Genomic DNA, 26,133 nt, shown 5'->3' with positions numbered 1-26,133 from the left:
GTCAGGAGACCGCTTCCTGCAGACGCGCGGCCTGCTTGTCCTTCAGCGGGCCGATGACCGACAGGGACGGCCGCTGCCCCAGGATGTCGCGGGCCACCTCGCGGACGTCGTCGGGGGTGACCGCCGCTATGTTCGCCAGCATGTCGTCGACCGACATCTGCTCGCCCCAGCACAGCTCGCTCTTGCCGATACGGTTCATGAGCGCGCCGGTGTCCTCGAGACCGAGGACGGTGGAGCCGGAGAGCTGGCCGACGGCGCGGCCGATCTCGTCGTCGGACAGGCCGTGTGCGGCGACGTGCTCGAGCTCGTCGCGGCAGATCTTGAGTACGTCGTGGACCTGGCCCGGCCGGCATCCCGCGTAGACGCCGAAGAGGCCGCAGTCGGCGAAGCCCGAGGTGTACGAGTACACGCTGTAGGCCAGGCCGCGCTTCTCCCGGACCTCCTGGAAGAGGCGGGACGACATGCCGCCGCCGAGCGCCGTGTTCAGCACGCCCATGGCCCAGCGGCGCTCGTCGGTGCGGGCGAGGCCCGGCATGCCGAGGACCACGTGTGCCTGCTCGGTCTTGCGGTCGAGCAGGTCGACGCGGCCGGCGGCGCGGATGGCGCGTCGGCCCTCGCGCGGGCCGAGGGGTTCGGCCGCGGTCCCCGAGAGGGCTCCGGCCTTCTCGAAGGCGTTGCGGACCTGGCGTACGACCTTGGCGTGGTCGACGTTGCCCGCGGCCGTCACGACGAGGTGCGTCGGGTCGTAGTGGCGCTTGTAGAAGCGGCGGATGCGGTCCGCGGTCAGGGCGTTGACCGTGTCGACAGTGCCGAGGACCGGGCGCCCGAGGGGTGAGTCGCCGAGCATGGTGTGCGCGAACAGGTCGTGCACGCAGTCGCCCGGGTCGTCCTCGGTCATCGCGATCTCTTCCAGGATGACGCCGCGCTCGGCGTCGACGTCCTCCTGCTCGATGAGCGAGCCGGTCAGCATGTCGCAGACGACGTCGATGGCGAGGGGCAGGTCGGTGTCGAGCACACGCGCGTAGTAGCACGTGTACTCCTTCGCCGTGAAGGCGTTCATCTCGCCGCCGACCGCGTCGATGGCGGCGGAGATGTCGAGGGCGCTCCTGCGGTGCGTGCCCTTGAAGAGGAGGTGCTCGAGGTAGTGCGTGGCGCCGTTCAGCGTCGGGGTCTCGTCGCGGGAGCCGACGTGCGCCCAGATGCCGAATGTCGCGGAACGTACGGAGGGCAGGGTCTCGGTGACGACGCGGAGGCCGCCCGGCAGGGTCGTACGGCGGACCGTGCCGATGCCGTCCTTGCCCTTGAGGAGGGTTTGGGTACGGGCGACGGCCCGCGCCTCCGAAGAGGTGCGGGCCGTCGCCTTGGAGCTACGGGACGTCACTGGTCGGCGTCGTCCTTCTTGTCCTCGGAACCTTCCTCGCCCTCGATCACGGGGATGAGGGAGAGCTTGCCGCGGGAGTCGATCTCGGCGATCTCGACCTGGACCTTGTGGCCCACGCCCAGGACGTCCTCGACGTTCTCCACGCGCTTGCCGCCGGCGAGCTTGCGGATCTGCGAGATGTGCAGCAGGCCGTCCTTGCCCGGGAGCAGCGACACGAACGCACCGAAGGTCGTCGTCTTCACGACGGTGCCCAGGTAGCGCTCGCCGACCTCCGGCATCGTCGGGTTGGCGATGCTGTTGATCGTGGTGCGGGCGGCCTCGGCGGACGGGCCGTCGACGGCGCCGATGTAGATGGTGCCGTCGTCCTCGATGGTGATGTCCGCGCCGGTGTCCTCCTGGATCTGGTTGATCATCTTGCCCTTGGGGCCGATGACCTCGCCGATCTTGTCCACGGGGATCTTGACGGTGATGATCCGCGGGGCGTTCGGGGACATCTCGTCCGGGCGGTCGATCGCCTCCATCATCACGTCGAGGATGTGGAGACGGGCGTCGCGGGCCTGCTTGAGGGCCGCGGCCAGGACGGAGGCCGGGATGCCGTCCAGCTTGGTGTCGAGCTGGAGGGCGGTCACGAACTGCTTCGTGCCGGCGACCTTGAAGTCCATGTCACCGAAGGCGTCCTCCGCACCGAGGATGTCGGTGAGGGTGACGTAGTGCGTCTCGCCGTCGATCTCCTGGGAGATCAGACCCATGGCGATACCGGCGACCGGGGCCTTCAGGGGGACACCGGCGTTCAGCAGCGACATGGTGGAGGCGCAGACCGAACCCATGGACGTCGAGCCGTTGGAGCCGAGGGCCTCGGACACCTGACGGATCGCGTACGGGAACTCCTCGCGCGTGGGCAGCACCGGCACGAGCGCGCGCTCGGCGAGAGCACCGTGGCCGATCTCGCGGCGCTTCGGCGAGCCGACGCGGCCGGTCTCACCGGTGGAGTACGGCGGGAAGTTGTAGTTGTGCATGTAGCGCTTGCGGGTCACCGGCGACAGCGTGTCGAGCTGCTGCTCCATACGGAGCATGTTCAGCGTGGTGACGCCCAGGATCTGGGTCTCGCCACGCTCGAACAGAGCCGAACCGTGGACCCGCGGGATCGCCTCGACCTCGGCGGCGAGCGTACGGATGTCCGTGACGCCGCGGCCGTCGATGCGCTTCTTCTCCTTGATGACGCGCTCACGGACCAGGGTCTTGGTCAGCGAGCGGTACGCGGCGGAGATCTCCTTCTCGCGGCCCTCGAACTGCGGGAGCAGCTTCTCGGCGGCCAGGCCCTTGACGCGGTCCAGCTCGGACTCGCGCTGCTGCTTGCCCGCGATGGTGAGCGCCTGTGCCAGCTCGTCCTTGACTGCGGCGGTGAGCGCCTCCAGGACGTCGTCCTGGTAGTCGAGGAAGATCGGGAACTCGGCGGTCGGCTTCGCGGCCTTGGCGGCCAGGTCGGCCTGGGCCTTGCACAGGACCTTGATGAACGGCTTCGCGGCGTCCAGACCGGCGGCGACGACCTCCTCGGTCGGAGCCTCGGCGCCACCCTCGACGAGCTTGATCGTCTTCTCGGTCGCCTCGGCCTCGACCATCATGATCGCGACGTCGCCGTCCTCCAGGGCGCGGCCCGCGACGACCATGTCGAAGACGGCGTCCTCGAGCTCGGTGTGCGTCGGGAAGGCCACCCACTGACCACGGATCAGCGCGACGCGGACGCCGCCGATCGGGCCGGAGAAGGGCAGACCGGCCAGCTGCGTGGACGCGGACGCGGCGTTGATCGCGACGACGTCGTACAGGTGGTCGGGGTTGAGCGCCATGATCGTCGCGACGACCTGGATCTCGTTGCGCAGGCCCTTCTTGAAGGACGGGCGCAGCGGGCGGTCGATCAGACGACAGGTGAGGATGGCGTCCTCGGAGGGACGGCCCTCACGGCGGAAGAAGCTGCCGGGGATCTTGCCGGCGGCGTACATCCGCTCCTCGACGTCCACCGTCAGGGGGAAGAAGTCGAGCTGGTCCTTGGGGTTCTTGGAAGCTGTGGTGGCCGACAGCACCATGGTGTCGTCGTCCAGGTACGCCACGGCGGAGCCGGCGGCCTGCTTGGCCAGGCGGCCCGTCTCGAAGCGGATGGTACGGGTGCCGAAAGTGCCGTTGTCGATGACGGCTTCGGCGTAGTGGGTCTCGTTCTCCACCAGCGGAATCTCCTCGTTTTCGTCCCCGAGCCCGTGTGGCGGGGGACGGCGGCGGAGAAGCGCCTTGTGTGCTGGCCGGTCTTCGATCGAAGCACCCGGGGTTGCTGTGTCCCGGGGGCCACTACCGAGGACCGGCGGCGGCGAGGGGCGCTCCTCCTCGTTCTGTGTTGCGTGCACGTACGCACTGCGTCGCGTACGTCCTGTGTGCGGATGCGTATTGCCCTGTGCCAGCCAGCCTACAAAGTCACAGTGACACTCCGCACGTACAGCAAAAGGAGCGGCCCCCTGTAGCGGGAACCGCTCCCTTCACGGCGTCTTACTTGGCGCCCGCCGCACCGCGGCGGATGCCGAGGCGGTCGACCAGCGCACGGAAGCGCTGGATGTCCTTCTTGGCCAGGTACTGCAGCAGGCGGCGGCGCTGGCCGACCAGGATCAGCAGACCACGACGGGAGTGGTGGTCGTGCTTGTGGGTCTTCAGGTGCTCGGTCAGGTCGGAGATCCGGCGCGACAGAAGCGCGACCTGGACCTCGGGGGAGCCGGTGTCACCCTCTTTGGTGCCGAACTCGGTCATGATCTGCTTCTTCGTAGCGGCGTCGAGCGACACGCGTACTCCTCGTAGTCTTTTCGTGGCCACCGAGTGCCCCTGGTCCACATCTCAGGGGAGCTTCCGTTACTCGGGAGGCGGGGTCCGCTGGGCGCTGCCTCCAGACATTCCGGAGGCGCGTACACAAACGGCCGTCACCCACAGTACCAGCCCGGCAGCATCGCTCCGGACCAGGTGCGTCAGGGAGGTGCGGTCCGGCCTCAGAGGCTGCCCAGGAGCTGGTCCGCGGCGGCGACGGCGACGAGCCCGACCGCCAGCAGCCATGTGCCGAGGCGGGTCCGGCCGCGGCGGCTGAGCTCGATGACCACGCCGCACAGGACGAGGCCCGCGCCATAGACGCCGACGGTCAGGAGCGAGGGGTGTGCGCTGAGCCGTAAGACGAGGACGACGGCGACCACGGCCATGATCGTCCCGGCCGCGGCCATGCGTATGCGGCGCGCCTCCCGGGGGCTCCATGGCCGGCGCTGCTCATCGGGTTCCTCGGACTCTTCGGTCCGCCCCTTGAGGCCGATCATCTGCTCGCCGCCGACTTCGTCTGGATCGGTTGAGGTCATGGACGGAGCCTAGAGGTGGGGCCGTCAGCCTAGAGGTGGGGCCGTCGGGCGCGCCTACAGCGGGCCATGCATCCGGGACATCGCCGACACCGACACGGCTGTGCGCCTGCACGCCGTGGCCGACGTGGCCCTCCGAGGCAGGGCAAGGCGTCGCCCGCCGCGGACGCCTGGCCGAGAAGGCGGGGCCAGCCGTGGGCGGCAGGCGTGGAGCCTCTGACCGCGGCAGACCCCTACCCCGACGACTCCGGCCTACGGCACAGCGGCCTGCGCATGACACAGCGGCTGCCACCCGGGCGGGTGGCAGCCGCTGTGTGCTGCTGGTGCCGAACGGCTATCCGCTGGTCATGCCACGGGCGGCCGCGTACAGGTCGAGCACCGCCAGGCAGAGCGGGACGAGCGACAGCAGGGCCGCGCCTTCGGCGAGGTCGAGCATGCGGCCCCAGAACGGGGTCACACCCTTCCTCGGCACGATCAGGGCGATGGCCACGAGGAGTGTGGCGCCCAGGGCGACGGCGGCGGACAGCCAGATGGTGCGGATGTCCAGCGGGGCGCCGTTTCCGTTGTAGGTGAGCTCCTTGATGATGTCGGCCGGCGGGTTGAGGGCGAGGCCGAGCACGAGCAGGGAGATCGTGGCGATGCCCGAGATGATCAGGGTCACGACCTGGGCGGTGTAGAGGAAGAGCCGGGCCCGCATCAGCGTGGCGAGGCCGGCCGCCAGCGACAGCAGCTGGGCCCAGCCGCTGGTGGAGAAGCCGAGCACCACACCGGCGGAGGCGACACCGCCGGCCGCGCAGCCGCCGACGAGGCCGAGCAGCAGTTCGTGCCCGCGGCGCGCCTGGTCGGTGATGAGCCGGAAGTCGACCGGCTCCTGCTCCTGCTGGTCGTCGCCGCGGCCACGCTTGGAGACCTGGTCGGGCGAGCGGAATCCGATGGGGAGCTTGGCGAAGCGGGCGGACCAGCCGGGGAGGAAGCCGATGAAGGCGACCATGACCACGGCGGTGACAGCGGCCGCGTGGCGCGGCTCGGCCTCGGTGACGATCGCGGCGAAGGTGGCGAGTACGCCGACGCCGGCGGTGAACGAGGCGGCGACGAAGGGCGCGTCGTTCCGCGGCAGCATCATGACGAGCAGCACGGAGGCGACGAGGACGACGGCGCAGCCCGTGAGGAACTGCAGCCGTCCGGGGCCTTCGCCCGCGGGGACGCCCACGATGCCCGAGCCGCCCACCAGCAGGTGCGGCAGCGACGCCAGGCCCAGGCCCACCGCCGCGTGGTCGTCGTCGTAGACCCGGGCGCGTATGGCGGCCAGCGCCGCGAGGATGATGCCGGTGGCACCGGCGATGACGCCCGGCAGGCCGTGCATGTCGTGGGCGATCGGCTCCGAGAACCACAGCACCAGCGCCATCATCGTCAGCAGCAGCGCGCCGGCGCCCAGGCCGACGCTGCGCATCATGCCGTCGTTCCAGCTGCGGCGGTCGGTCTCGACGGCGGCGGCCACGGCGTCCACGACGTCGTCGAAGACGGCGGGCGGCAGCGAGTCCGCGAACGGCCGCATGAGCAGCAGTTCGCCGTCGCGAATCTGCTGTTCGACGAGCGAGCGACCGTCGTCGAGGACGGTGCCGTCCCTGCGCACCAGGTTGTACCCGGTGGGCGCTGCTTCCTCCGGGGTCTGTCCCGACAGCCGCAGGATCTCCGGGTACACGTCAGAGAGAGGCACATCCTCCGGGAGTGCCACATCGATCCGGCTGTTCGGTGCCGCCACCGTGACTCTGCAGAATCCGGTTGCTGAAACCGTGCTCACCTGACGGTTCCCCCTCGTCCAGTACTGAGTTGTCGGACGCGGCACGCAGGGCGATCCCCGTTCCGCGCTTCGTGTGGAGCGTCACCCTACCGTCCCACCCCTTGTCTCCACGTCCCCACCCACCCCAGTGCTCCCGTAGAACAGTAGGATCAACGCCCGACTCATGGGCCGTGCAGGCCCGGCGAGTTGACGTGCGTACGGGGGCCGTCGCCACGGGCGCGGTTCGAGATTGCGATTGCGTGAAGGACTGGTGCATCGGTGAGCGTCGTCATCGTCAAGCGCCCGCCGCGGGTGTTCCCGCCGGAGGTGCCGAGTGAGGAGGTCAAGCTCGAGTCCCCTCCCGAACTGCCTCGCAACGAGGACGACAGCCTGCTGTTGAACCTGCTGCCCATGCTCGGCATGGGTTCGTCGGCGGCGTTCTTCTTCATGCCGGGTGCCCAGGGGGCCGGCGGCTTCATGAAGATCATGGGTGTGCTCATGCTGGCGTCCACGCTGGCCATGGTGGTCGCCCAGATCGTGCGGGCCCGGAGGGGGCCGTCCGGCCAGATGGCCGAATCCCGTCGCGACTACCTCAAGTACCTGGCGCAGAAGCGGCGTGAGGTCCGTCGCACCGCGCACAAGCAGCGCGACGCCCAGCACTACCTCCACCCGGCGCCGGAGCAGCTGTGGGCGCTGGTCGCCGAGGGTTCGCGGCTGTGGGAACGGCGGTCCACGGACGTGGACTTCGTCCAGGTGCGGATCGGTCTGGGGCCGCAGCAGCTGGCGACCCCGCTGGTCGCGCCGGAGACCGCGCCGGTGGACGAGTTGGAGCCGCTGACCGCGCACGCGATGCAGCAGTTCATCGCCGGCCACGGCACGCTGAACGCTCTTCCGCTGGCGATCGGGCTGCGCTCCTTCTACCACGTGACGGTCTCCGGTGACGCGGAGACGGTCTACGGCCAGACCCGTGCGATGCTCGGTCAGCTGACCTCGCTGCACTCGCCCGAGGACCTGCTGGTCGCGGTCGTGGCCGCGCCCGGTGCGGCGGTGGAGTGGGAGTGGACCAAGTGGCTGCCGCACACGCAGCACAAGGAGTTCGACGGTGCCGGTACGCGCCGGCTGATGTGCTCCGACCTCGGCGAGCTCGAGGAGATGATCGCCCATCAGCTCGAGGGCCGGTCACGGTGGAGCCGGGAGGGCCAGCCGGTGCTGGACCAGCCGCACGTGGTCATCGTGCTGGACGGCGGTGGCGTGCCGGCGGACTCGGTCCTCGCCTCGGCGGAGGGCCTGCAGGGCGTGACCATCCTCGAGGTGGTGCCCGGTGAGCTCGACGAGCTGCGCGGCTCGCTGTCGGTGCGGGTGTGGCCCGACGCCATGGAGCTGGAGGCGGGCACGGGTGTGTTCACCGGCCTCCCCGATGTGCTGTCGCAGGCGCAGGCGGAGTCGCTGGCGCGCCAGTTGGCGCCGCTGCGGCTGGGTGCGGCGGACGCGGACGAGCCGCTGCTGGCGAACCTGGACTTCACCGACCTGATGCAGATCGGTGACGCGGCGAGCGTGGACGTCTCGCGTACCTGGCGGCCGCGCACGCTGCACGAGCGGCTGCGCGTCCCGATCGGTCTCGGCGAGAACGGCGAGCCGGTCATGCTGGACATCAAGGAGGCCTCACAGGAGGGCATGGGCCCGCACGGTCTGTGCGTCGGCGCCACCGGTTCCGGTAAGTCGGAGCTGCTGCGCACCCTGGTGCTGGGCCTGGCGGTGACCCACTCGTCCGAGACGCTCAACTTCGTCCTCGCGGACTTCAAGGGTGGTGCGACCTTCACCGGCATGAGCACCATGCCGCATGTCTCGGCCGTGATCACCAACCTGGCCGACGAGCTCACCCTCGTGGACCGCATGCGCGACTCCATCACCGGTGAGCTGACGCGCCGCCAGGAGCTGCTGCGGCAGGCCGGCAACTACGCCAACATCACCGACTACGAGAAGGCGCGTGCGGCGGGCGCCCCGCTCGACCCGCTGCCGTCGCTCGTCCTGATCATCGACGAGTTCAGCGAGCTGCTGGCCGCGAAGCCCGACTTCATCGAGATGTTCATCCAGATCGGCCGTATCGGCCGTTCGCTGGGTGTGCACATGCTGCTCGCCTCCCAGCGACTGGAAGAGGGCAAGCTGCGCGGCCTGGACACCTTCCTGTCGTACCGGATCGGTCTGCGGACCTTCTCGGCGGCGGAGTCCCGTACGGCGATCGGTGTGCCCGACGCCTACCATCTGCCGAACGTTCCCGGCGCGGGCATCCTGAAGTACGGCACCGACACGATGGTGCAGTTCAAGGCCGCGTACGTGTCGGGCACCTACCGGCCGAACGGGCCGGTGGCCGAGGGCGGCGGCCGGATCGACCGCTCGCCGGTGCTGTTCACCGCATCGCCGGTGCCGGTGCGGATCCTCTCCGAGCCGGAGCCGGAGACCCGTCCCGACCAGATCGACGACGCGCTCGCCGACACCGTGCTTGACGTCATCGTCAGCCGCCTGGACGGCCAGGGTCCGCCGGCCCACCAGGTGTGGCTGCCGCCACTGGACGAGCCGTTCAGCCTCGACCAGCTGCTGCCCGCGCTCAACATCACCGCGGACCGCGGTCTGCACGCCGAGGGCTACCACGCCCAGAGCAAGCTCGCCGTTCCGGTCGGCCTGGTCGACAAGCCCTTCGAGCAGCGCCGCGACGTGATGTACGCGGATCTGTCCGGTTCGGCCGGTCACGCGCTGATCGTGGGCGGCCCGCAGTCCGGCAAGTCGACGCTCGTACGCACGATGGTCGCGTCCTTCGCGCTCACGCACACGCCTGCGGAAGTGCAGTTCTACGCCCTCGACTTCGGCGGCGGCGGCATGCTCGCCATGGAGGGTCTGGCCCATGTGGGCGGTGTGGCCTCCCGGCTGGACCAGGAGAAGATCCGCCGTACGGTGGCGGAGGTGCACGGCATCCTGGGCGCCCGCGAGGAGTTCTTCCGCGCCAAGAGCCTCGACTCGATGGCCACGTTCCGCAACCGCCGGGCGCAGGGGCACTACCCCGACCAGCAGTGGGGCGACGTCTTCCTGATCATCGACGGCTGGGGGACGTTCAAGAACGACTACGAGATGCTCGACCAGGTCATCGCGGACATCGCGACCCGTGGTCTCGGTTTCGGCGTCCACCTGATCATCACGGCGACCCGGTACACCGAGATGCGGCCGGCGCTGCGCGACCAGATCCTCAACCGTCTCGAGCTGCGTCTCGGTGACGCGATGGAGTCCGAGTTCGACCGCAAGCGGGCCGAGAACGTGCCGATGGGCAAGCCCGGCCGCGGTCTGTCCCCGGACAAGCTGGACTACCTGGCCGCCACTCCCCGTATCGACGGGGCCTCGACGGTGGAGGATCTGGCCGACGGCATGGCGAACTTCGTCAATGCCGTCAACAACGCCTGGCAGGGGCCGGCGGCGCCCAAGGTGCGGATGCTGCCGACGATGCTGTCCGCGTCCGAACTGCCGGCGGGCGGCGACTTCACCAACCGCGGCATCGCGATCGGTGTCGACGAGCTCACGCTGTCGCCGGTCTTCGTGGACTTCGAGACGGACCCGCTGTTCGTCATCTACGGCGAGACCGAGTCCGGTAAGTCCTCGCTGCTGCGGCTCATCGCCAAGCAGGTCTCCGAGCGGTACCAGTCCAACAAGGCGCTGTTCGTCGTATCCGACTTCCGGCGCGCACTGCTCGGCCAGGTGCCCGAGAGCCACATGTACAAGTACTGCGCCTCGGGTCCGCAGCTGCAGGAGGTCATGGAGTCGCTGGCCGGCTCGATGAGCCGGCGTATGCCCGGCCCGGACGTGACTCCGGAGCAGCTGCGCAACCGCAACTGGTACACCGAGCCCGACGCGTTCATCTTCATCGACGACTACGACCTTGTGGCCACGTCGATGGGCAACCCGTTGTCGGTGCTCATGGAGTACCTGCCGTTCGCCCGTGACCTGGGTCTGCGCATCATCCTGGCCCGCACCACCTCGGGTGCGTCGCGCTCGTCCTTCGAGCCGGTGCTCACCCGGATCAAGGAGCTGGGCGCGCAGGGCATCGTGCTCTCCGGCGACCCGTCGGAGGGCCCGGTGTTCAACAACATCAAGGCCGCTCCGATGCCGCCGGGACGCGGCCAGTTCATCTCGCGCCGGACCAGCGGGCAGCTGGTGCAGACGGGATACCTGCCGGAGAGCTGAGTTTTCTCCGGACGTGGGGGGTGGGCCGGACTGCCGGCCCACCCCCCACGTTCGAAGGCGGGACGATGTGCCCGCCCGCACAGGCAACACCTGAACGGGAGGATGCGTGGGCGACCGATTCAGTGTCGACACGGGCGAATTGGGGCGGTTCAACAAGACGCTGAACGAGGCCAAGGCGGCGCTCGACGAAGTACGCAAATCGATGCAGGACGTATCCGCTGGGGGCATCGGCACCAAGGACCTGGACGCCGCCTGCAACGACTTCCAGGAGCACTGGAAGTACGGCTCGGAGCAGATCGCCGGGCAGACGGGCAAACTCGCGGAAGCCGTGGGGAAGAGCAAGGCCAATTACGAAGAGACCGAAGTCGCCGCGTCAGTCCGCGCCGTCTTCGGTTGACCGTGGTAATGGAGTCGATAGACATGGTCATTCCCTTGGCAAAGACCGCCTACGAGGATCCGGCAACGCGGTGGGCGTGGCGCCGCACTGCCATCTTTCGAGTGTGCTCCTCCCTCCTCTCGCTGGCGTCCTTCGTCGCCTGGCTGTACGCAGTGGTCATGACGCCGGTATGGACTCTCTGGATCCTCTTCCCGGCGCTGATCGTGCTGATCGGGATCGCCCTGCGGACACTCGTGAACGTACTGGGTCTTGCCAGCCTGCGCCGCATTCTGAAGGTCTACCCCTGGCAGGCATACCCTGACGCGGCCACCATCGCCAAGAACGGCACGACACGCTTCACCATTCCGGACCCCGACAGGCCGGAGAAGCAGATCAGCCTCAAATGGGGCGACTGGCTGGGAAGCGGCGTTACTTTCTGGGTTCGCGAGGGGAAGAAGGGGAATGTCGGCGAGATCTGGTTCGCCGGAGATCCCCGTTTCCTCGGTGTCATCGCCGTTTCAGGGCCACGCCGTCTGATTTCGGTGGCTCAGCCGGAGGCGGTCAACGACCAGATGTCGGCCCGCAAGCGCGGGGTCAGCCCCGAGGCGCGGGAGCGGGCCAAGGCGGCGGGGGCGCGGGTCGGCTGAGTGCCTGAGCAGCGGATACGGCGGTGGCGGTACCCGGTCGGGTACCGCCACCGCCGTCGTCGTCTTCGTAGTGCCCGTCAGAGACGTAAGTCGAGAAGCTTGCGGAGCTGCGGGGAGAGCTCCGGGACGGCCGCGCCGGCGGCCTGGGCCTCGGTCAGCTGGTCGACGTAGCGTCGGGCCTCGGCGGACAGGGCCATCTGCCGCTTGCCGAGCCGGTGCCCGGCCACCCACGTCCAGATGCCGAGGACGACGAGCAGCGCGGCTGCGTACGCCACGGGCATGTCCTTGACCACGGCGTAGAAGACACCGATGGCTCCGGCGAGGATGAGGGCCCCGCCCGCCTCGTCGTGCCAGCCGCCCCGATCGGCGATCCGCTCGTACTCCGCGACCGCCGCAGGCTTGGCGGGCAGCGGCGGTGCGGTCCCGGCACCGTCGGCGGACCACGGCTGTCTGGGGGCGGTGCGACCGGGCGGTGCGGTGTACGTCGGCAGGGGGGCTGCCTCCACTCCTCCACCGCCCCGGCCGGTCAGCCAGCCGGGGACGAAGGTCACGGGCACGCCGTGTGCGAGAGCCGCCGCAAGGACGTGCCGGTAGCCCTTGAGGAAGGGGTGGTTGAGCTTCTGCTTGCCCTTGCGGTGAAGCCGTACGAAGGCGGCGACCGCCAGGACGAGCAGGACGGCCGGAGGCACGAAGCCGAGCGCGATGTTCTCGGGCCTGCTGGACGCGGCCCAAACGAGCCAGGAGAGACCGACGGCGCTCGTGAGGGACGCGGCCCAGGCCAGTTCCCCGCGCGAGGTCCGGCGCAGGGACGCCTCGTGTTCGGCCAGCGTCCGCCTGACCGCCTCGTCGTCGAAGTAGTCGTAGCCGTAGGTTCTGCCGAACTCCCGTACGGCGCCGACGAGTCGAGGGTCCGCCGAGAGCGCGTGTGCGCCGACCGGAAGGAGATCACTGGGGTTGTTGTCCATGATGCGGCCGCCTCCTCTGGTCGGCCTGTCCTCTGGTCGGCCCTATCCGAAGACGGAGTCGCCCGTTCCGCGCACGGTCCGCGTACAGGGTGCGATGACCTCGACGACGAGCCGCTGCCGGCTGGCGATCAGCGTGACGTTGACGCGGTGTCCGGAGCCGCCGTCCGCGGCCAGGGACACGCTCTGGCCCGGCGTCCCCGACAGCTTGAGCCAGCCTTGGCCCTGGAAGGTCTCGTCGAGCCGCCCGACGGCGATGGCCAGCAGCGCGCCCTCGACGTCGTCGATCTGCCAGTGGTGGCGTGCCGTGCACACCGACCGCAGGCCCTTGGACCAGCAGTCGGCACAGGTGACCGCGGACACCGCGTTACCCTCGTCCATCCGGCCGCGAACGGCGAGGCTGTCCAGGACCCGACTGGAGTGCACATAGAGCTCTTGGACCAGGGCCGGGTCTGGCACCACCTCCGGGACCGGCTGTGCCTGGGACAGCGCGGCGGCCATCTGGGCCTCCTCCTCCGTGGCCCAGTCCAGCGTCCGGACGATCGTCGCGAAGAGCTCCGAGTAGAAGTCCCAGTCCTCCATACAGGGCGTGGAGAGTTCGAACACCAGCATGTCGGCGTCGTTCGGCAGCGGGACGTACACCTGGATCTGACCACGCGGCACCTCCAGGGGCTGCCCGGTGGGGGACGCCTCGGGAGCGAGAGTGAAGGGGGCATCGCCGATCCGTACGACGGCCCTGGCCTCGCCCTTGCCGCAGGGCAGGGCGCTGATCCGGACGTCGTCGTCGGGGTAGGCCCGCTGCAGGCCGGTGAACGCCTCCGACAGTACGTCCTCGGCGGTGATGTTCTGCAGCGGCGTGCGGTAGACCGCGACACTGGCAGTGCTGGGGCGTCCGTCCATGTCCATGGCGCAGAAGCCGGCGTACACGGCGCCGGCGTCCCGCAACTCCCCGACGATGGCGGCGTAGGTGACGAACATTCGCACTCGCTCGTCGTCCGTGCCGCTCGCCAGGACCTTCTTGACCGTTTCGTAGAGCTGCTCGGCCGCCTCGTCGGCGTCGTCCGTGTCCACGGGCAGTTCGTGGAAGAACGGCGGTATGACCCACCCGACGTGGAGCCGGGACTTCTCCATCTCGGAGTCGGGGGTGGCGGTGGTGGGTTCGGTCATCTCGCTCAGGCCGCCAGGGTGTGGTGGAACTTGTCACCCGTGGCCGCCGGGTACGGCATTGTCTGGACGGGCGGCTCGCTGCTGTCCATGAGCCTGTCCTCAGGGCTGCCGGGAGCGACCGGCGCCGGCTGGGTCTGAACCGGCGGCTCGCCGTTGCCGCCGTCGTTCCCGCCCCAGATGAGGTTGCCGACGCCGAAGCCGGTGGAGAAGCCCTTGACGCCGGTGGTGATGAGCGCAGGGTCAACCGACTTGCCGAACATCCCCAGCCCCTTGTTGATCATCTTCGTGCTGAAGGGATTCGTGATCTGGTTGACCATGGTCTTGGCACCCGGAGCGATTCCGGCTGCGAACTTCCCTCCGGCACGGACCGCCTTGACTCCGGAGATCAGCCCCTTGGCAACACCACCGACGCCGGGAATGACACCGAGCGCATCGAGGCCGACCTTCCACGGCGGAGCCCCGCCCATCCAGTGGCCCGCCATGGCCGCACCGGCGAAGACCACGGAGCCCGCGCCCAGAATCGCCGAGGCGACCTGACCACCGACCGGGATGACGTTGACCACGATCGCGGCAGCGGCCAGCGCGCTGGAGATGGTGGAGAACAGGTCCGCGTTGTCGATCAGGAAGTTCTTGAAGCCGTCCCAGGCACCCTTCAGCCCGTCCGTGATCTTGTCCCAGATACCGAGGTCCGGCGGCCGGTTCTTGGCGGCCTCGCGGATGGCATTCTCGGCTCTTTCGGCCTGCTCTTCCCAGTACTTGCGGAGCGCCTCGCCGTTCTCGATGAGCCTCTCGAGTTCCCCTGCGGCTTCCTTGGCCGCCGTCTCGGCAGAGTTGGCCTCCTCTGTCAGGGCCTTGGCCTCCTGCTCGGTGAGCTCACGGACCATCGCCTGGTTGATCTTGGAGTTGACCCGGTCGACCGCGTCGTTCTTCTGGTCGAGCCGCTTGCGGGCTTCGACCGCCAGCTCCTCGAGAGTCTTGGCCTGTCGCTGCATGGTCTCGAGCTCGCTGTGCCAGGTCCTGAGCGCCTTCGAGCAGGCGGTCATCGACTCGTGGCCCTGCTGCAGATACTTGGGCAGCTCGCCGATCTTGTCGTGGAACTTCTGGGCGGCCTCGCCCTCCCACGCTCCGTCCGTCTTGCCGATGCTCAGCAGCATCTCGCGCAGCTCGTCGAGCTCGTCGCCGACCGTCTTGACGTCGTACGCCAGTGACTCGACCGTGTGCAGGTCACCCTTGGCCGGATTGAACGTCAGACCAGGCCAGTTGGGATCGTCGAACATGCCCATCGTCTTCTCCCCGTAGTACTCGGATTGTCGGAGCGGCGGTAGCCAGGGCTACTTCTGGCTGAAGCCCTTCTGCAGGTCCTGCTCGGTCGACTGGTACGACTCGAGTGTCTTCTTGAGCCCCTCGTGCAGCTGCTTGGAGGCGTCGGCGATCCGCTTGATGCCATCTCCCCAGTCGTCCTGGAAGCCGTCGCAGGCGTTGTCGAGCCCGTCCGTGCCCAGACCCTTGGGGCCCACCTTGTTCAGCCGCTCCTGGGCGCCGCGCATGCGGTCGTCCACCTGATCCAGCCTGTTGAGCATGGTCTTCATGCGATCGACATCGATCCTGAAGTCCGCCATCCCCGTGCGCCTCCCCGTAGCCGTGATCGAATCACCGCCGTTCAGGCTATATGAGCCCCAACTGACCAGCTACGCGGCATGGTTCGCTGTCACAAACTTGTGGCATGGACACGCACAAAGCGCCATGGGCGCGCTCAGCAGGCTCAACCGCGGTCCCACACGTGCAGCACGGCCTGAGCGTAGGCCAGCCGTTGGTCCAGCCGCGGTGATGCGAGGCGGTAGACGCCGCCGATCCGGTAATCGATGGCGACCTCCGGATCACCGGCAGCGCGCCACTGCGTACGGGACGGGGGCTCCAGCTCCCAGGCCGCTTCCTTCTTCGCCTCGTCCTTCTCGCCGATCAACAGCAGAACCAGCCCCTGGGCAGCCATGATCGCCCATGCCACGAAATACAGCGGGGAAAGCAGAACCATCGCCGTCCAGCCCTTGCCGGTCCCCACAGTCCCGGTCAGCGACTGCCCCACAGGGGCGCCGCCCGCCTGCACGGTCCAGCGGACGCGGCGCGGCCACGGCAGCAGCCGTCCCCTGCTCCGCGTGATCCGGCCCAACGCGGCGCCGTCGCCTCCGTACACGTCGTACACGCCGCCGCCGGCAGGCTGGACTGAGCACAGCAGCTCGCCGTTCGGGCCGGTCACGGTGAACGGCGGCCGTGCTGTCCGCCCGCGCTTCGGCGCGTCATGCGGCACGTGGACGTACGCGAGCCGGTTGCCATCCGCGCCCGGGTCCGCCTGCCAGATGGCGGTCTGCTTTCCGGCCGGCATCCGGTCATACTTGTGCAGCGCTCTGTTATTGATCTTGATGGTGGAAGCCGGCGCCTGGGCGGGAGCGTCCCCGTGCGCCGGGGCGGTGGCGTCCCCGTGGCGCCCGGGGGCCGGAGACTGCGCCTGGTGCTGCACCTGCCACGCCTGCTGAGACTGCTGCGACTGCTGATCCTGCGAGGCCCATTCCCGGCCGTTGTTGTGCATGACCGCCCAAACTGTCGATGGCGTTGACAATGACGATCGACAGGATCTCAGAGGTCGGTTTACGTCGTCGCGGGGTTCTTGAACCTGCACGTCCACGCCAGTCGGGCTCATGGTGGGTGAACAGGTCGCGCAGGGTCGTGAGGGGATTGATGCCGTGCTTGCGTACGGCGGTGGCCAGCCGGGGCTGCTGGCGGCAACAGAGCCCAGGAAAGTTCAGCTCACACCCTCGGACGCAGATGAGTCACGAGACGTCCCCCTGACCGGACCCGGGAGTCGGTCGAACGGGCGCGGACGGTGGTACCCGCCGGAGAGGTGCTTCGGGGCGAGCACCGGGTCGCACTGGCGGCGCGGGCGCCGAAGCCCGGTTACTGCCGTCGCCCGCGCGGCCTGCGATCGGAGAGCCGAACACTGTGGAGCTGGTGCATGCTCCCGGCGTACGGGGCCGCAAACCTGTTTTCCATCACCTGGAACCCGTTCGAGGCCTTCTTCGAGCCCGTCTTCTGGCGTGAGGACAAGAAGCCGGGCAAGCCGTTCCACGGCGGCTGGAACAGCATGGCCGGCCACCCAGGCGCGCGCCATCATGTCCCGGACGAGGAAAGGCGCCGACGTGGTGATGCAGGTCACCGGCCACCGCCTACAGCTCGCGTACGCGTCCTGCGCGGGCTCTCTCACGGCGCGCGGCCTGGTCGAGGTCGGGTGGGGCACGGACCTTCGTAACGGGGTGTGGATCCGTGACCGAAGCGACGTGGTGGGCGGCAACCACGAGATCGGCTTCGTCGATGGTTCGTGGTGCTCGGTGCAGTTCATGGGTCAGGCTGGCGCCGGATGCCGGAGGCGTTCCCGGTCCGACTTAGCCGCCGCGTCCCGGATCCGTCCCCGCGATGAGTCGAGATACGACACAGCGGGCCTCTCACGAGACCGGTCTGGGCCCGCGCGGCATTCTTCCAGAGCGACGAGGGCCACGCGGCGTGCCCAGGCCCGTCCAACTATCGATAACTGACAGGCCGCTTGATGCCGGCACGCTTGGCCTGCTTGATGCGAACCCCTCCGGCGTTGTCGCGCGCCTCGGCAGCCAGCGCCCATTCACTGGGCTGCATGAAGAGCAGCTCACCGGTGCCCGGCACGATGGCCGCACCTCCGAACGGATCGTCACCGGCGAACCAGACACCGTCGACCATGCCCTTGGGCCACCCTGCGCGCCCGAGAGGATCCTTCGCGAGCATCGTCACTGACTGGTCAGCCTGCTTACCGAAGCGCAGGTACAGCCTCCGGCTCTCCAGCTTCACCTTCTCAAGCGACCCACGAAATTCCAACGGGTACGTACGGAAGACCCGCGAGCAGTTCCAGATCACGGACGTGCGCGCGTAGAAGAGGACCGAAGTGAACACGAATCCGAGGAGTCCCACGATGGCAATCGGCAGCAGGTATCCGCGATATTCCATCGGCCACATGTACATCTGAAGAAACATGGCCGCACAGGGAAGGCCGTATTTCGCGAATCGCTTCAGCGCGATGCCGTAGTGATACTTCAGCGCTCCCCTGAAGTCAGTGCCGTCCGTCGCATAAAGCACCGGAGTGATGTCTGACATGGCGTTTCCTCCGTGCTCACTCGTTTTCATCCGAATGGACTCCTTTCCTCCGGTCCTGAGCCGGGCGCCGTGAACGGCCCGCGTCTGCTGGTCGCTTCGGTCGGAGCCTCCGGGTCAGTGAAAGTGACTGTGTGGGCGATGCCCACCAGCACTCCACGGTAGTCGTCAGCGAGCTCCACCGACGGTGTCACCAACTGCACAGTGATGACCGACGAAGAGCGCGTGTCCGGGATAGCCACTGTTCCCTGCCAGACAGTTCCCTCCAGGGGCTCCTCCTGACCCTCGGGGGGAGCGCTCGGCGCCACCGTGCGCCGTTCCGACTCGATCAGGAACCCCGTGCCAACGGGTAGTTTCACCGGCACAACGCCGTTATCAGGGCCCGTCCCGGCGCCCGCTAGCATCTGGGTGAGTGCAGCCTTGGGGTTTCCCTCCGGCGTGGAAAGCGTGGAAACCGTAAGGACGGACAGCGAAGGGCTCCCGTTGTCGTCGGGGTGCATTCCGAGTGCGCAACCCTGAACCTGCTGCTTCTGCAGCATGGTCACGACGATGGCGTACAGACGGAACACCTGCTCGGCGCGGTCGCGGAGTTCACGGGGAAGTTCATTGATTTGCCGCGCGACCTCCTGGAGTCCCTCAGCTGACGGCTGGAGGTCCAACTTCAGGTAACCGTACGGGAGTCCGTACCAGAACTTCGGCTTGAGCTCGGGCGGCCCGTTGTCCAGAAAGCCGTTCACAGTCGAATCCCCGTTACCATGTCACCCAGATCATCCATGATTTGGATGACGCCACTCTTCAGCCCCGTCGAGGCAGCGCCTATCTTCGTCGCTTCGGCGGCATCATGCCCGGGGCCATCCTTCGGAAGGACGCCGAGGGTCTCCAGTGACGATGCCATGTTCCCGACTATGTTGACACCTTGGATGGAGTACTGAAGCATCCCGACCCTGGGATCCGTCGCCGCATCAAGCGCCTTGAATTGGAAGGCGGGCACGATTTCACTGCCGAACTTGGCGAACTTCGACCCAAGCGACATCGCCTCTCCGCCTTCTCGGGCAAGCGCCGCCGCCATCCCCATTTCGCTTCCCGCTTTGGCGAGGGCGCCGACCCCAGGCACCATGCCCAGACCGTCACCGACCATGGAACCCACGGCGAATGCCTGTTCCTTCAACCCGTACTCACCCGTCAGGGCGTCCCTGAAGTCCTCGCTCGAGAGGTTCTTGGCCATGGCGAGCGCGCTGGCGCCGACAGCGATCGCCGCAAAGATCGGCGCGGCCGGCGTTGGCAGGAGCGCCAGCAGACCGGCGATCGCCCCAATGGTGCCGGCGTGCTCCCATATCTGCTTGCCGACCCATGCAATGACGTCACCGATGGCCTGAACGGTCTTGCTGAGCCAGCCGGGCTCCTTCGGAGCCAGCTTGTCGTCGGCCTCGTCCAGCTTGCCGGCGATGAACTCGGACCGCTGGGTGTGCTCCCCCTCCAGCTCACGCGCCTTTTGGATGACGTCGTTGTAGGCGGTGGTGGCGTTGTTGAGGCTGGTAGTGGCTTCGTTCAGGGCGCCCTCGGCGGCTCGCAGACGCGCCGTCGCGGCGTCGGCCTCCTCCTGGCTGGGATACTGCTTCCCGCCAAGCTTGAGGTCCGGATTCTTACTCGCCTCGTCATGACGCTGCTGGGCCTTGTCGGCCGCAGCTTTCTTCTCTCGCGCGGCGTCGTCGTACTTCTTGGCCAGGTCACGGTGCGACGCCAGATCGCCGTCCCATTGACCGAGCCACGTGGCGGCCTTCCCCAGCGACCTCCCAGCGTTCCTCATGTACTCCTTGAGGTCGCCATCGAGAGATTCCCGGAAAGCGGACGCCGCGTCCCCCTCCCAGCTGGAGCTGGCAGCGAGCAGACTCTCGATCTGACGGTGGCAGTTGTCCAGCGTCTCCGCCGCCGACTTCACCTTCTGATGCAGCGCGGAAACCTCTTCGGGTACGCCGGGTACGGGATTCCAGCCGAGGCTGGGATACGGATTAGCAGCCATCAACGGTTCCCCCCTGCATTCGTGGCCGCGGTCTCCTCCATTTTTTTGAGGGCCTGCGACAGCTCGGCTTCAAACTTCTTGTAGCTCAGCATGGTTGTTTCCACGCCCTCGCCGACCGCTTTGATCAGCTCCTTCAACTCCTCGGTCCCGTGCCGCCATCTGTCCTGAAACGTGTCACAGGCCTCGTCCAGGCACGCCGTTCCGATCTGGTCGGCACGGACATGCGAGAGCGCTTTGCGCGCGCCCTCCAGCTCCTCTACCGATCGCTTCAACGTGTCACCAAATGACTTCAAATGATCAAGATCGACCTTGAATTCCTGCCCCACAAACGACCCCCTTCTCAATTGCGGCGAAGCGATCAAAAGGCATCCAGGGGGACAGAACAGACACCCCCGTGGCGCTGACGCAGCGACAGACTAGGGTATGAGAAAGGCCAGATCGAAAATCGCGCCTGGGTGGGCAATCCCGGCTGTGCGCTACGAAATGTGGACGTGTTGTGAATCCGGAGGGCGGCATGCGGGGAGCACCAGCGGAAGGGCGGGAGAGCCGAGTCCCCCTGAGCAAGGTGGCCTTCGACCATCCAGGGACTCGGGCTGCCTGGGTCAACGCCCGCCGCAGGGTGATCGCGCGCCTGACGCTCTGGACCATCCTCTGGGTGACGTCGTCCCTCGCGCCCAGTCTGCTCCAGGAGTTCGATGTCATCTCCATGTCCGACACCGGGGAAGGCGTTCTCGGCTTGATCGTGAGCCTGACGTTTTTCGCCTACCTCGTCATCCTTTACCTCGACGTCAGCGCGCTGCGCTCCATCAAGCGCATCCGGCGCATTCTCGAGGCGGCCCCGTGGCACCCGATCCCGGCTGCGCGCAAGCACCCCCTCCTCAAGGACGCGAGCGGCGTGCCCGTTCAGCTGCAGCTCGGCCCTGCGGGCGAGGCCGACGAGTTGAGGGGCGTTATGTCGGCCCGCGGTTCGGTCCACCGGCGCCGCTGGCCGGAAGCCATGGAGCAGGGCGCCTGGTACGCCGGGGACGTCGAAGGACACGGAGTCCTCGCCCTCCCGGGCGGCACCCGGCTCATGGAGGTGCGGCCCCGCCCGTAACGCGGTGCGTCGGCGTTCACGCGAGCAGGAAGCATTGACGAAGAGCGCCGCACCCCGACCGACCGTCGTGCGGCGAGCGCCGCCCGGGCGCGCAACCGAGGAGTGGCCGTCAGCCGGCCTGCCGGCGGCGTTCCTCCACCTTGATCCAGGCGAACAAGACGGCGAAGATGACACCGACCAGCAGGAAGACGCCGAGGACGAGCATCACAACCCACACGCCTTTGACGTTGTGCGAGTTTCCGTCCGTATCTCCGTAGCTGCCGCCCTTACGGGGGCCTTTGCCGGCCTCCAGCCTGCTGAGGCCACCGCCGCTGAAGTCACTGTGACCGCTGCTGTAACCGCCGTGGCCGCTGCCGTAACCGCCGTGGCTGCTGCTGTGCCCGCCACGCCCTGCTGAGACGTGCGACGCGGAGCCGCCCGACGGCGCCGCGTACGCAGCAGTGGTCGGCGCCACTCCGAGTAGGGCACCAAGCAGCAGAATTACGGTTGCCAAACGCATGAAGTAGGCCCCTTTGATTGACGGCACGACGATATCCGCGCCCTGAGAACGGCATCGCAGGTTGGGGAATACAGCGGGCAAGTGCCACGTCTCCGACCAATTCCCGAGCTGTGCGGCGAAGTCGAAAGTCGCATTGATTCGAACTCGAGTGCACTCGTTTGCCCGTTCGACACCGTCGGTCCACCTACCCTGTTCGGCCACATGGCGAACGGGCGGTGCCGTGCTGTCGACCTGGGCAACTCGCGAACCTACAGGGCGAGTTATGGACGTCACAACTCGAGACACTCACCCCGCCTGACTGATCGTCAGTGGTGATACTGTCCGCCGACGGCAGGACCAACTTGCCTGACTTTTCGTGCAGTTGTTCAGGGGGCGGTGATCCGAGCATGGATGGCTTTCGCGCCGATCCGGAAGTTCTCAATAGTGGCGCTTCGAGCATTCTCAAATGTTTGAACCCGGCAGCAGATATAGACCTCGAAGCGCTGAGCAAGGATTCGGGAGCCGTCGGCCACTCGGGCCTCTCCGAGGAATTCGCCCGGTTCTCCACGACGTGGCAGATCGCCTATCTCATCCTCCGCAGTCGTGCGAACTCCGCGGTGGAGATGCTCAACGCCATGGCCGACAACTACGCACGATCGGATACCGATACGGGGCAACTGCTGAGTCCGCATCGCGTGGGCCTGATGTAAAGGACGGGGGGACAGACATGGCGGCACAGCTGGGCACGACCACAGACCCCAAGGAGCTCATCCCTGGCGCAGCGGAGTCCCTGGAGGAGATATCCCGGTCGCTCAGGAAACAGTCCGGCACATTCGAGGACGTCGGGACGGGACTGGGCCGCGTACGCGTACCCGGCTGGACCGGAAAGGCCAGCGACGCCTTTTGGGACAAGTTCTCCGGTGAGAAGCGCAACTGGTTGCGCGCCTCTGATGCGATGTCGGGCGCGGCCTCGGTGATCAGCGGCTACGCCGGGGCGCTGAGCAACGCGCAGCAGCAGGCAAGGGAGGCGATCGCCCTGTGGGACAGCGGCGATCGCAGCCAGGCCGAGGAGATTCTGACGGCCGCCCGGCAGCAGGTGCAGCACGAGGGCGAAGCGGCGAAGAAGAGGCTGGCCGAGCTGGCCGGCTCGGGTTCCGATGCACCGGATTGGCTGGCAAAGGCAAGCGATCTGGCCGAGCAGAAATCCGCATCGGGGCAGACCGCCCTCAGCCGCACTCACCATGCATCCGATCCTCTGAGCGATCAGAGGAAGTGGAACGTGGGTCAGAGATCCGAGGAGCCCGCTTCCACGCCCAGGAGCCAAGCCTGGACCATGAAGCTGGCCGAGGCGACCGACGAAGCGAAGCTGTGGGAGGCCGGGGCCAAGGGCAGGACCATGGTGGGGAGTGCCCTCCTCTCCGGGAGCGCCGAGATCAAAGCGCTCGGCTTGGAAGGCACAGTGGGGACGTCCCTCAGCAACGGCACATTCGAGGCCAAAGCGAGCGGTTCTGCCTACCTTGCAAAGGGGTCCGCACAGGGCAGTCTCGAGTACGGCATCATCGGCGCCAAGGGGCAGGCCTCGGGATTCGTCGGTGCTGAAGGGTCGGCAAAGGCCTCCGTGGGCAAGGACGGCTTACACATCGGCGGTGAGGCGTTTGCGGGCGCCAAAGCGACCGTGAGCGCCGGCGTCGACGTCGGCGGTATCGGGGCCGGTGTCACCGCCGAGGGGTGGGCGGGGGCCGGTGCCGCAGCCGCCGTGGATGCCGGTATGAAGGACGGCAAGTTCGTCGTCGGCGGAGAACTTGGCCTCGGACTCGGCCTCGGAGCCAAGGTCTCCACGCAGATCGAGATCGATCCGGACAAGGTAGTCGATACGGCCGGCGATGCGGCGGACGCTGTCGGTGACGGCCTCGACGCGATCGGCGACGGGGTGAAATCGCTCAACCCCTTCGGCTGACACCAGCCTCGAATTCCGCACACTGAGGGAGTTGATCCACCATGGCGACCACACTGCCGGTGAAAGTCGAGTTTTCACTGCCCGAGGGATGGCAGTCGGCGCCCCCCGATGAGGTGGGAGCCCCAGGAGTGGCTTTCGTTGCGCTCCACCCCGATTCGCGGGACGGGTTCACCGCGAATATCACGATCGCCGGCAAGCTCCGCGGCGAAGGCGACACGGCCACGGGCGAAGGCGACACGGCCACGGGCGAAGGTGACCTGGCCACGGGCGAAGGGGACTTGGCCACGGGCGAAGGTGACCTGGCCACGTATGCAGGTGACTTGGTTGCGATCGCCGACGAGTCGGTCCAGCGGCTGAGTGAGGCGGCGACGGTGCGCGTCGCCAAGCGGACTCACGTAGGGACACTGGAGGCGCCGGGATTCACCCAGACCCTCCGTATCTCCACCACGCTGCGCGGGTGGCCCTTGGATCTGGTGCAGAGCCAGGTGTATTTGGTCATGCAGGATGTGCACGATCCGGCCAAGCGCGCAGTGATCGAGCTCGCACTGACGGCCAGACCGAGCCAGCTTGACGCGGTCGCGGACGACTTCAAGGAGTTCGTCCGGTCTTTTCGCCCGGCGGAGCCTGCTGCAGCGTAGGTTGCTGCGCCACGGTGCCTCGGCGCTCGTAAATGAGCCCCTCGCGAACGTGACTCCGCGAGGGGCTCAACCACGAACACATGCACATGCATATGGCACTCAGGCCGCGCGCCAGGCCTGCGCCGGTGCCCGGCGTGCCGGCACATCCCCTCCTGGCGCTCAGTGATCTGCAGCAGCCCGGTCGTGGACCAGTGTCAGGCCGGAGCAGTCGTGGCCCCCCGAGGGGTCCGGTTCGTAGACCCAGTAGAGGGCAGCGAGCTGCACCAGGAGCAGTACGGGGACGAGGCACACGGCGGCCATGGCCACGCGCCCCTGCCACACCGCCCCCGGCCGCTGCCCCCGCCGGTGCGCGCCGCGGCGCAGGGCCAGCAGGAGCAGCAGGGCTGCCAGGCCGCACACCGGGCCGGCCCAGGCGGTGACGTACATCCGCGTGGACGGGCCCAGGTACCGGCAGTCCTGGAAGGTGTCGCCCTCGAAGGCGAAGTGGGCCGCCAGCAGCCCCGCCGAGGCGACCACCAGCGCCGGCACCAGCAGGGACCAGCGGCGCCACGAGGAGGCGGGGGCAGCGGCGGCCGTCGTGGGGTGCGTGTGTGTGCTCATCAGTACCAGTCCGGGTTGGGGCGGACGATCCGTACGTTCTGCTGTCCTTCGTGCTTCTCGGTCGCGGGGAGCCGGCCTTCCAGGCTCACGTTCTGGTACGAGTCGCTGTGCTGGGTGTACTTGATCTCGCCGTCCGGCATCACCGCGGTGACGATCGCCGCGTGGTGCGTGTTGCCCTTCTCGATCGAGTCGTTGGGCCCTGCCTGCTCGTAGTAGATGATGTCGCCCGGCTTCACGTCGGAGCGCGGGACCTCGGTGCCGCCGTGCCTGAGCATGAAGTTCTGCTGGTTCTCGGCGGCGGCCCAGGTGTCGGAATAGGCGAGCCGTTTGTCGACCGAGTCGACACCGGTGCGGTTTCCGATCATCCAGGTGTCGTCGCCGGCGGTGCCCTCCCAGAAGCTGGTCTTCTCCTTCATTCCCGCGTGCAGCAGGGCGTTGGAGACGAAGTTGGTGCAGTTGTTGCCGAAGTCGGTCGGGTCGTCCTTGTTCCAGTTGGCGAGGGCGTACTCGACCATCTTCACCCGGTCGTACTTGCCGTTGCCGCGCAGTTCCTGCCGCACATCGGCCGGTATGCCGTCCAGGTTGGCGATCGTGACCGGCTGGGCCAGCATCATGTCCTTGCGCTGCTGGGGAGTCAGGCCGTTCCACCACTGGCGGACCGTGGTCGGGTCCTCGCCCACCGGGATGTCGCCGGCGAGCATCTTCATCTGGACATGCGAGGCGTGCGTCTGGAGATCGCCCAGCGCCTTGCTGGGATCGGTGACGCCCGTCTGGCCGGCGAGCTTGGCGAACTCGGCCGCGGCCAGCTTGTCGGCGGTCGTGACCTGTTCCACGGCCTGGTCGATGAGGTCCTGCACCTCGGCGCGGTACGGGCCCATCTCCTCGGCCTCCATGCGGTTGCGCGGGGGCGGGCCGGTGATCGTCCCGTCGACTCCGATCTCCAGGCCGTAGCGGCCCGCGAGGTCCACCGCCGCCCGCATGGTGCTGTGCGCGGTCTCGATGGTCGTCGTCATGCCGTCGGCGACCATGTTGACGGCGAGGAGGATGTCGTACGCCGCCTCCAGCTGGTTGGCGAGCAGCTCGAACTCGGCGGCCGCGGTGGCACCGACCTCGTCGGTCCAGTTGTCGGCCAGCGGCTTGGCGCCGTACTCGCGCAGGTCCTTCGCAGCGTCCAGGGAGTACTTGGCGAGTGCGTGCCATTCGTCGGCGGCATCCGCCCACTTCTTCGGCAGGGCGTTGTTGATCCCCTGGTACGAGACCATG

24 protein-coding genes are annotated in these 26,133 nt (G+C 67.9%); 7 read left to right on the top strand and 17 right to left on the bottom strand.

Going from position 1 to position 26,133, the window contains the following annotated elements:
- Position 1 precedes the first annotated feature (1 nt).
- From H1D24_RS03680 to eccD, 5 genes are all read right to left on the bottom strand, one after another.
- Complete coding sequence (locus tag H1D24_RS03680; protein WP_181655843.1) at positions 2-1,381, bottom strand: M16 family metallopeptidase; 1,380 nt, start codon at positions 1,379-1,381, stop codon at positions 2-4.
- The gene (locus H1D24_RS03675) at positions 1,378-3,597 is read right to left on the bottom strand and encodes a polyribonucleotide nucleotidyltransferase (protein ID WP_181655842.1); all 2,220 of its coding nucleotides are present in this window, start codon (positions 3,595-3,597) and stop codon (positions 1,378-1,380) included. Before H1D24_RS03675 ends, H1D24_RS03680 begins: the two co-directional genes overlap by 4 nt.
- A 316-nt stretch (positions 3,598-3,913) precedes the next feature.
- A complete protein-coding gene (gene rpsO / locus H1D24_RS03670) occupies positions 3,914-4,201 on the bottom strand; it encodes a 30S ribosomal protein S15 (RefSeq protein ID WP_030753863.1) in 288 nt (95 codons plus the stop codon).
- 200 nt (positions 4,202-4,401) lie between these two features.
- On the bottom strand, positions 4,402-4,755 hold the full coding sequence (locus H1D24_RS03665) for a hypothetical protein (protein ID WP_220136245.1): 354 nt from the start codon (positions 4,753-4,755) through the stop codon (positions 4,402-4,404).
- A gap of 331 nt (positions 4,756-5,086) precedes the next feature.
- Positions 5,087-6,553 (bottom strand): type VII secretion integral membrane protein EccD, encoded by a 1,467-nt coding sequence (gene eccD / locus H1D24_RS03660; RefSeq protein ID WP_181655841.1) that lies wholly within the window; start codon positions 6,551-6,553, stop codon positions 5,087-5,089.
- A 258-nt stretch (positions 6,554-6,811) separates the two neighbouring features.
- On the opposite strand from eccD, the gene eccCa reads away from it, so the two are divergent.
- From eccCa to H1D24_RS03645, 3 genes are all read left to right on the top strand, one after another.
- A complete protein-coding gene (eccCa, locus tag H1D24_RS03655; RefSeq protein ID WP_181655840.1) occupies positions 6,812-10,759 on the top strand; it encodes a type VII secretion protein EccCa in 3,948 nt (1,315 codons plus the stop codon).
- Between the two features lie 106 nt (positions 10,760-10,865).
- Complete coding sequence (locus H1D24_RS03650) at positions 10,866-11,156, top strand: DUF6317 family protein (protein WP_181655839.1); 291 nt, start codon at positions 10,866-10,868, stop codon at positions 11,154-11,156.
- Between the two features lie 23 nt (positions 11,157-11,179).
- Positions 11,180-11,782, top strand: coding sequence for a hypothetical protein (locus H1D24_RS03645; protein WP_181655838.1), 603 nt, complete (start codon positions 11,180-11,182; stop codon positions 11,780-11,782).
- Between the two features lie 77 nt (positions 11,783-11,859).
- On the opposite strand, the gene H1D24_RS03640 is transcribed toward H1D24_RS03645, so the two are convergent.
- The 9 genes from H1D24_RS03640 to H1D24_RS03600 form a co-directional block, all read right to left on the bottom strand.
- A complete protein-coding gene (locus H1D24_RS03640) occupies positions 11,860-12,747 on the bottom strand; it encodes a hypothetical protein (RefSeq protein ID WP_181655837.1) in 888 nt (295 codons plus the stop codon).
- Between the two features lie 42 nt (positions 12,748-12,789).
- A complete protein-coding gene (locus tag H1D24_RS03635; protein WP_181655836.1) occupies positions 12,790-13,911 on the bottom strand; it encodes a hypothetical protein in 1,122 nt (373 codons plus the stop codon).
- A gap of 5 nt (positions 13,912-13,916) precedes the next feature.
- Positions 13,917-15,194 carry a putative T7SS-secreted protein gene (locus H1D24_RS03630; protein WP_181655835.1) on the bottom strand — a complete coding sequence of 426 codons (1,278 nt, stop codon included), beginning with the start codon at positions 15,192-15,194 and terminating at the stop codon, positions 13,917-13,919.
- 48 nt (positions 15,195-15,242) lie between these two features.
- Positions 15,243-15,530 (bottom strand): WXG100 family type VII secretion target, encoded by a 288-nt coding sequence (locus tag H1D24_RS03625; RefSeq protein WP_181655834.1) that lies wholly within the window; start codon positions 15,528-15,530, stop codon positions 15,243-15,245.
- 143 nt (positions 15,531-15,673) lie between these two features.
- On the bottom strand, positions 15,674-16,495 hold the full coding sequence (locus tag H1D24_RS03620; RefSeq protein ID WP_258563771.1) for a hypothetical protein: 822 nt from the start codon (positions 16,493-16,495) through the stop codon (positions 15,674-15,676).
- A gap of 986 nt (positions 16,496-17,481) precedes the next feature.
- Positions 17,482-18,084, bottom strand: coding sequence for a hypothetical protein (locus H1D24_RS03615; RefSeq protein ID WP_258563770.1), 603 nt, complete (start codon positions 18,082-18,084; stop codon positions 17,482-17,484).
- 26 nt (positions 18,085-18,110) lie between these two features.
- Positions 18,111-18,818, bottom strand: a complete 708-nt coding sequence (locus H1D24_RS03610) for a hypothetical protein (protein ID WP_181655832.1) — start codon at positions 18,816-18,818, stop codon at positions 18,111-18,113.
- Complete coding sequence (locus H1D24_RS03605; RefSeq protein WP_181655831.1) at positions 18,815-20,101, bottom strand: WXG100 family type VII secretion target; 1,287 nt, start codon at positions 20,099-20,101, stop codon at positions 18,815-18,817. Before H1D24_RS03605 ends, H1D24_RS03610 begins: the two co-directional genes overlap by 4 nt.
- On the bottom strand, positions 20,101-20,427 hold the full coding sequence (locus H1D24_RS03600; protein ID WP_181655830.1) for a DUF6317 family protein: 327 nt from the start codon (positions 20,425-20,427) through the stop codon (positions 20,101-20,103). The genes H1D24_RS03605 and H1D24_RS03600 overlap by 1 nt, the downstream gene beginning before the upstream one ends.
- Positions 20,428-20,615: 188 nt before the next feature.
- On the opposite strand from H1D24_RS03600, the gene H1D24_RS03595 reads away from it, so the two are divergent.
- Positions 20,616-21,197: a hypothetical protein gene (locus tag H1D24_RS03595; protein WP_181655829.1), complete on the top strand. Its 582-nt coding sequence runs from the start codon at positions 20,616-20,618 to the stop codon at positions 21,195-21,197.
- Positions 21,198-21,306: 109 nt separating this feature from the next.
- Here H1D24_RS03595 and H1D24_RS03590 read toward each other — a convergent pair whose 3' ends face one another.
- On the bottom strand, positions 21,307-21,696 hold the full coding sequence (locus H1D24_RS03590; protein ID WP_181655828.1) for a hypothetical protein: 390 nt from the start codon (positions 21,694-21,696) through the stop codon (positions 21,307-21,309).
- A 386-nt stretch (positions 21,697-22,082) separates the two neighbouring features.
- On the opposite strand from H1D24_RS03590, the gene H1D24_RS03585 reads away from it, so the two are divergent.
- Genes H1D24_RS03585 through H1D24_RS03575 form a run of 3 tightly spaced genes read left to right on the top strand, consistent with a single transcriptional unit; the run spans position 22,083 to position 24,270 of the window.
- Positions 22,083-22,385, top strand: coding sequence for a hypothetical protein (locus H1D24_RS03585; protein WP_181655827.1), 303 nt, complete (start codon positions 22,083-22,085; stop codon positions 22,383-22,385).
- Positions 22,331-23,632, top strand: a complete 1,302-nt coding sequence (locus H1D24_RS03580; RefSeq protein WP_374064127.1) for a putative T7SS-secreted protein — start codon at positions 22,331-22,333, stop codon at positions 23,630-23,632. Before H1D24_RS03585 ends, H1D24_RS03580 begins: the two co-directional genes overlap by 55 nt.
- A 41-nt stretch (positions 23,633-23,673) precedes the next feature.
- The gene (locus H1D24_RS03575) at positions 23,674-24,270 is read left to right on the top strand and encodes a hypothetical protein (protein ID WP_181655922.1); all 597 of its coding nucleotides are present in this window, start codon (positions 23,674-23,676) and stop codon (positions 24,268-24,270) included.
- A gap of 159 nt (positions 24,271-24,429) precedes the next feature.
- On the opposite strand, the gene H1D24_RS03570 is transcribed toward H1D24_RS03575, so the two are convergent.
- Together H1D24_RS03570 and H1D24_RS03565 are read right to left on the bottom strand one after the other, a co-directional pair.
- Complete coding sequence (locus H1D24_RS03570; RefSeq protein ID WP_181655825.1) at positions 24,430-24,870, bottom strand: hypothetical protein; 441 nt, start codon at positions 24,868-24,870, stop codon at positions 24,430-24,432.
- Complete coding sequence (locus H1D24_RS03565) at positions 24,870-26,132, bottom strand: amidase domain-containing protein (protein WP_181655824.1); 1,263 nt, start codon at positions 26,130-26,132, stop codon at positions 24,870-24,872. The genes H1D24_RS03570 and H1D24_RS03565 overlap by 1 nt, the downstream gene beginning before the upstream one ends.
- Between the last annotated feature and the right edge of the window lies 1 nt (position 26,133).

Source organism: Streptomyces himalayensis subsp. himalayensis (assembly GCF_013778455.1).
GTDB lineage: Bacteria > Actinomycetota > Actinomycetes > Streptomycetales > Streptomycetaceae > Streptomyces > Streptomyces himalayensis.
Note: the sequence above shows the minus strand (reverse complement) of the source record. Positions and strands in the feature narration are given on the sequence as shown.

Bases quoted from the DNA above. Each gene is read 5' to 3' on its own strand.
- H1D24_RS03665 (WP_220136245.1), bottom strand. From the start codon at position 4,755: ATGACCTCAACCGATCCAGACGAAGTCGGCGGCGAGCAGATGATCGGC.
- H1D24_RS03645 (WP_181655838.1), top strand. From the start codon at position 11,180: ATGGTCATTCCCTTGGCAAAGACCGCCTACGAGGATCCGGCAACGCGG.
- H1D24_RS03640 (WP_181655837.1), bottom strand. From the start codon at position 12,747: ATGGACAACAACCCCAGTGATCTCCTTCCGGTCGGCGCACACGCGCTC.
- H1D24_RS03635 (WP_181655836.1), bottom strand. From the start codon at position 13,911: ATGACCGAACCCACCACCGCCACCCCCGACTCCGAGATGGAGAAGTCC.
- H1D24_RS03630 (WP_181655835.1), bottom strand. From the start codon at position 15,194: ATGGGCATGTTCGACGATCCCAACTGGCCTGGTCTGACGTTCAATCCG.
- H1D24_RS03625 (WP_181655834.1), bottom strand. From the start codon at position 15,530: ATGGCGGACTTCAGGATCGATGTCGATCGCATGAAGACCATGCTCAAC.
- H1D24_RS03620 (WP_258563771.1), bottom strand. From the start codon at position 16,495: ATGCACAACAACGGCCGGGAATGGGCCTCGCAGGATCAGCAGTCGCAG.
- H1D24_RS03615 (WP_258563770.1), bottom strand. From the start codon at position 18,084: ATGTCAGACATCACTCCGGTGCTTTATGCGACGGACGGCACTGACTTC.
- H1D24_RS03605 (WP_181655831.1), bottom strand. From the start codon at position 20,101: ATGGCTGCTAATCCGTATCCCAGCCTCGGCTGGAATCCCGTACCCGGC.
- H1D24_RS03595 (WP_181655829.1), top strand. From the start codon at position 20,616: ATGCGGGGAGCACCAGCGGAAGGGCGGGAGAGCCGAGTCCCCCTGAGC.
- H1D24_RS03590 (WP_181655828.1), bottom strand. From the start codon at position 21,696: ATGCGTTTGGCAACCGTAATTCTGCTGCTTGGTGCCCTACTCGGAGTG.
- H1D24_RS03585 (WP_181655827.1), top strand. From the start codon at position 22,083: ATGGATGGCTTTCGCGCCGATCCGGAAGTTCTCAATAGTGGCGCTTCG.
- H1D24_RS03575 (WP_181655922.1), top strand. From the start codon at position 23,674: ATGGCGACCACACTGCCGGTGAAAGTCGAGTTTTCACTGCCCGAGGGA.
- H1D24_RS03570 (WP_181655825.1), bottom strand. From the start codon at position 24,870: ATGAGCACACACACGCACCCCACGACGGCCGCCGCTGCCCCCGCCTCC.
- H1D24_RS03565 (WP_181655824.1), bottom strand. From the start codon at position 26,132: ATGGTCTCGTACCAGGGGATCAACAACGCCCTGCCGAAGAAGTGGGCG.